The organism is Rhodococcus sp. CX (genome assembly GCF_015865005.1).
Taxonomy (GTDB): Bacteria; Actinomycetota; Actinomycetes; order Mycobacteriales; family Mycobacteriaceae; genus Rhodococcus.
Window position 1 is genome coordinate 1133 of the sequence record NZ_JADZGH010000171.1, and the last position, 5383, is coordinate 6515.

At 69.3% G+C, this 5383-nt stretch carries 6 protein-coding genes; all 6 read right to left on the reverse strand.

Annotated elements, in window-relative coordinates:
• Positions 1–633 (reverse strand): hypothetical protein (locus I0Q12_RS18140; RefSeq protein ID WP_197253259.1); only part of this gene is annotated, 633 nt, incomplete at its 3' end.
• A 62-nt stretch (positions 634–695) separates the two neighbouring features.
• Complete coding sequence (locus I0Q12_RS18145; protein WP_197253261.1) at positions 696–1271, reverse strand: TetR/AcrR family transcriptional regulator; 576 nt, start codon at positions 1269–1271, stop codon at positions 696–698.
• A 104-nt stretch (positions 1272–1375) separates the two neighbouring features.
• Entirely contained in the window at positions 1376–1933 is a 558-nt protein-coding gene (locus I0Q12_RS18150; RefSeq protein ID WP_197253263.1) for a TIGR03086 family metal-binding protein, read from the reverse strand.
• Between the two features lie 136 nt (positions 1934–2069).
• Entirely contained in the window at positions 2070–2831 is a 762-nt protein-coding gene (locus I0Q12_RS18155; protein ID WP_197253265.1) for an SDR family NAD(P)-dependent oxidoreductase, read from the reverse strand.
• Positions 2832–2896: 65 nt separating this feature from the next.
• Positions 2897–4081: an acetyl-CoA C-acetyltransferase gene (locus tag I0Q12_RS18160; RefSeq protein WP_197253267.1), complete on the reverse strand. Its 1185-nt coding sequence runs from the start codon at positions 4079–4081 to the stop codon at positions 2897–2899.
• Positions 4082–4139: 58 nt separating this feature from the next.
• Positions 4140–5279: an acyl-CoA dehydrogenase family protein gene (locus tag I0Q12_RS18165; protein ID WP_197253269.1), complete on the reverse strand. Its 1140-nt coding sequence runs from the start codon at positions 5277–5279 to the stop codon at positions 4140–4142.
• Between the last annotated feature and the right edge of the window lie 104 nt (positions 5280–5383).

Below are 5383 nucleotides of genomic sequence, written 5' to 3' on the forward strand. Positions count from 1 at the left end.
CACGACGAGACCGAGGATCACCAGCGACAGCAGGGACTGCACGGCCATGGTCAGCTTCGCCCACCGAGCCAGGGGAAGGACGTCGGCGGGGCCGAACGTGGTGGCGTTGATCAGGGCGAGGAACAGGTAGTCGGCGAAGACGGGCCGCCACCCCGGCGGCGCGAGTTCGGGCTCGAGCTGCTGGGGGAACGCCAGGTCGGGATGGGCCCGGGGCCGCAGGTGCCGGTTCACGGCACCACCACCGTCGAGTTCCCAGTACAGGAAGCCGAATGCCAGGACGGTCTGCATCCACACCAGCGCACCGGACAGCAGCAGGTCGATCGCGACCGTGGCGGTCGGTGAGCTGTGCAGCAGATCCCACACCAGCCGCGCCGCACTCCACGCCGCCCCCGCCGCGATCACGACCACCAGGGCGACGGACAGCGCCCGCACCCATCTGCCCGGGCGGTCGATCCGACCGGGATCGACGATGACGAGCGCGACGAGAACCGATCCCTCGATGACAGGAAGCAACCACGTGGTACCCGGCGAGTAGTGCGCGGGAAGCAGGAACGGCACGGCCATCGACACGAGCACGAACGCCGAGGCGGTCCAGCGCTGTTCCGCGCGTGGGGAAGGTGAAACCTCGGTCATCGCGGAGCCCCTCGTTCCGGGTGACGGGATCATTCACTCGGGCAGACCGAATGATGGTCGCATCAGTCGTCGGCGAGGGCCAGCTGAATCTGGGTGTGCAGGGAGTGGGTGAGGAACTCCGGCGGATACAGCGCCGGGCACGCGATCGCGTCGAGAGCGAGACCGTTGACGGCGGCGAGCAGCAGCGTCGCCCGTGTCTCCGGCTCCGGGATGCCCATCCGGATCAATACGGCGGACACTCCCGTGCGCATCGTGAACAGCGTCGCGTGGCGGATTGCCCCGAGCGGCGGCGACGTGACCGCGCGGACCGTGAAGGCCGCCATGACCTGCGCTTCGCTGGCTCGCTGTTCGTCGAGCGGCAGCAACTGGCTCAGAGCCGCGAACAAGGTGCGGGACGGGTCGATGTCGGGATCGGTGCTGCTCAGCCGGGCCAGGACCCGGTCGGCGAGCGCCCGGAAAGCGAACGCGAGCATCGCGTCCTTCGTCGGGAAATGATGCTGCACCGCGCCGATGGAGACCCCGGCCTCACTCGCGACCTCGCGCACGCTCGCCGAGTCCAAGCCGCTGCGTGCCGCGACCTGGAGCAGGGCAGCGGCGAGGCGGTTGGGGTTCGTGGTGGCGTACGGACGGGCGCGCATGGATGCACCGTACCTGCATCAATCGGACATACGACGGTATGGGTACCGCCTACCGGAGACCGACCGGCACCACGACGACCAGGCACGACGCCGGTATGCGACGCTCAGGCCTGTCGGCCCAGGTATCCGAGGACCCGGGTGGTGCGGTCGGCGCCCTCGGGCACATCGACGGCCGGACCGCACACACCCGCCATGCGGATCGATTCCCCCATCGCGGTCGCCGCGGACTCGACGAAATCGAGGTCGGCGTCGGCGATGGTTTCGTCGAGGCCCGTCGCACGCGCCAGGTCCCACCCGTGCACCACCAGATCGAAGGTGTAGAACCGGTCGACGGTCGCGGCGAGGGACGTCCGCCCGAAATAGCCTTCGTACTCGAGGTTTCCGCGAGCCGGATCGTCGAGGATCTCCTGCATCGCGTCGCGGGTCGCGATCCACGCCCCGACCGGATCCGCTTCCGGTGACGGTTCGGACGGCAGCTCGAGGCCGACCTTGGTGACGATGTCGCGCTGGGTCTCGACGACGTGCTGCACCACGTCGCGAGCGGTCCAGCCGTCGCACGGAGACGGTGAGCTCCACCGGTCGGTGGGGACCGCTTCGACGGTGGCGGTGAACTTGGCGGCGAGGTCGCGGTAGTGGTCGGCGGGGGACGCTGCGTTCGTCATGGCCTCGATTGTGGTCGAAGCCCCGCGATCCGAGGCGGTAACTCGCTCGCCGACGTGCCGGCCGAGGAACCGTAGGCAGCTGTCGGTGCCGCTACCTACGGTCCGTGGCCGGCAACGGCGCGATCGGATACAGCGGTCAGCGCGGTGCCATACGGATGGCGCCGTCGAGGCGGATCGTCTCGCCGTTGAGCATCGGGTTGTCGATGATGTGGGCGGCCAGTGCCGCGTACTCGTCGGCCTTACCGAGACGCGAGGGATGCGGAACCTGCTCGCCGAGTGAGCGCTGCGCTTCCTCGGGGAGACCGGCCATCATCGGGGTCTCGAAGATTCCGGGCGCGATCGTCACGACCCGGATGAGATGCCGGGCAAACTCGCGGGCCAGCGGCAGAGTCAGGGCCGCGACCCCACCCTTCGACGCGGCGTAGGCGGGCTGACCGATCTGCCCGTCGAAGGCGGCGACCGAGGCGGTGTCGACGATGACGCCGCGCTCGCCGTCGATCGGATCGGTCGCGGCGATCTTCTCCGCGGCCAGCCGGATCACGTTGAACGTGCCGACGAGGTTGATGCGGACGACGCGTTCGAACTCCTCGAGGGGAAGGGCCCCGTTGCGGCCGAGGACCTTTCCGGGCGTGGCGACACCCGCGCAGTTGACCGCGACCCGCAGATCACCGAGACCGGCAGCGAAATCGACGGCTGCGGTGACCTCGTCGGGGGAGGTGACGTCGGCGGCGACGAAGTGCGCGCCCTCACCGATGGCCGCTGCCGCGTCGGTGCCGCGCGAGCTCGGCAGATCGATCAGCACCACCTGGGCTCCGCGTTCGTGCAGGGCCCGGGCGGTGGCGTTGCCGAGGCCCGAGGCACCACCGGTGACGATTGCGACGGCTCCGTCGATGTTCATGAAATTCTCCTGGTCGGGGGGACGGTCACGGGGTTCTCGCAACCGGAAGGGACAGGGCGCTCAGCTCACGGCACGCGCAGGACGAGTGCGTCGCCCTGACCGCCACCACCGCAGAGCGCGGCGACACCGGTACCACCGCCGCGGCGGCCGAGTTCGAGCGCGAGGTGCAGCACGATGCGCGCCCCGGACATCCCGAGAGGGTGGCCGAGCGCGATGGCGCCACCGTTGACGTTGATCCGCGTCCGGTCGAGGCCGAGTTCGCGGGCCGATGCGATGCCGACCGCGGCGAATGCCTCGTTGATCTCGACGAGATCGAGGTCGGTCGGGGCGATACCCTCACGCTCGCAGGCCTTCGCGATGGCCCGCGAGGGCTGCGACTGCAGGGTCGAATCGGGGCCGGCCACCACGCCGTGCGCGCCGATCTCGGCGATCCAGGACAGTCCGAGTTCCTCGGCCTTGGCCTTGCTCATCACGACGACGGCGGCGGCACCGTCGGAAATCTGCGAGGCCGACCCGGCGGTGACCGTGCCGTCCTTCAGGAACGCGGGCGGCAGCTTGGCGAGCGATTCGGCGGTGGTGTCCGGGCGGATGCCCTCGTCCGCGGTGAACAGGACGGGGTCGCCCTTGCGCTGGGGGATCGGCACCGGCACGACCTCGTCGTCGAACAGGCCGTCCTTCCAGGCGCGGGCCGCGTTCTGATGCGACGCCGCGGAGAACGCGTCCTGCTCCTCGCGGGACACGGCCCGCTCGTCGATGTTGGCGTACTCGGTGAGGTTGCCCATGCCCTGATCGGTGAAGACGTCGTAGAGCCCGTCGTGCGCCATGTGGTCGCGCATCGTGACATCGCCGTACTTGAATCCGGTGCGGCTCTTCTCGAGCAGGTGCGGTGCCTGGCTCATCGATTCCTGCCCACCGGCGACGACGATGTCGAATTCGCCTGCGCGGATGAGCTGGTCGGCCATCGCGATCGCAGTCAGCCCGGACAGGCAGACCTTGTTGATGGTCAGGGCCGGGACGTCCATCGGGATGCCGGCCTTGGCGGCGGCCTGGCGGGCGGGGATCTGGCCGGCCCCGGCGGTGAGGACCTGGCCCATGATGACGTAGTCGACCTGGTCGGGGGATACGTGGGCCTTGTCGAGTGCGCCCTTGATGGCGACGGCGCCGAGGTCCGAGCCGGAGAAGTCCTTCAACGAGCCCAGCAGCCGTCCCATGGGGGTGCGGGCGCCGGCGACGATCACAGAGGTGGTCATGAGTGAGCTTTCGGCAGTAGGGCAGTAGGGCAGTAGGGCAGTGGGGAGAGGTGGCGGGTCAGCCGGCCAGGTGACGGCTGATGACCAGTCGCTGAATCTGGTTGGTGCCCTCGAAGATCTGGGTGATCTTGGCTTCCCGCATGTACCGCTCGACGCGGAAGTCACGGGTGTAGCCGTAGCCGCCGAGGACCTGGACGGCGTCGGTGGTGACCTTCATCGCCGCGTCGGTGGCGACGAGCTTGGCGACCGAGGCGTTGCGCGAGTACGGCAGGCCCGCGTCGCGGCGCCGGGCCGCGTCGATGTAGGTGGCACGGGCCGAGTCGACCGCGGCGGCCATGTCGGCGAGCAGGAAGCCGAGACCCTGGTGGTCGATGATCTTGCGGCCGAACGCCGTCCGCTCCTGGGCGTAGGCAACGGCTTCGTCGAGCGCGGCCTGCGCGAGCCCGACCGCGACGGCGGCGATGCCGAGGCGACCGGAGTCGAGGGCGCTGAAGGCGATCTGCAGACCCTGTCCTTCGGCGCCGAGGCGGCGCTCCTCCGGAACGAACGCGTCGTCGTAGTGCGCCGAGGTGGTGGGGACGGCGTGCAGGCCCATCTTCTCCTCGGGCTTGCCGAAGGTCAGTCCCTCGGTGCCCTTGGGGACGAGGAAGCACGAGATGCCCTTGGAGCCTTCGCCGGTGCGGGCGAACAGGTTGTAGAAGTCGGCGATGCCGCCGTGGGTGATCCACGCCTTCGAGCCGGTGATGCGGTACCCGCCCTCGGTGGCGGTGGCCTTGCAGGCGAGTGCGGCCGCGTCGGAACCGGCCTGCGGTTCGGACAGGCTGTAGGCGCCGATGGTGTTGCCGCCGAGCATGTCCGGCAGCCACTTCTGCTTCTGCTCGTCGGTGCCGAAGGCCATCAACGGGTGGCAGGCGAGGCTGTGGACGCTGACCGCGACGGCGACCGCGGCCCAGCGGGCGGCGAGTTCCTCGAGAACCTGCAGGTACACCTCGTAGGGCTGGCCACCGCCACCCCACTCCTCGGGGTACGGCAGGCTCAGCAGCCCGGCCTCGCCGAGGGTGGCGAAGACGCCCTCGGGATAGGTCTCCGTCTTCTCGTGCTCGTCGACGATCGGGGCCAGCACCTTGTCGGCCACGTCGCGGGTGAGCTGGATGAGGTCACGGGCCTCGTCGGTGGGCAAGAGACGGTCGACGGCCACAGGATTCTCCTCGGGGAATACGGAAAGTAGTAGGGGAATACGGAAAGTAGTACTGGGTTCCGCTTCACAGTACTGCCGACAGGAGAGTACTGCAATCAGTCCCC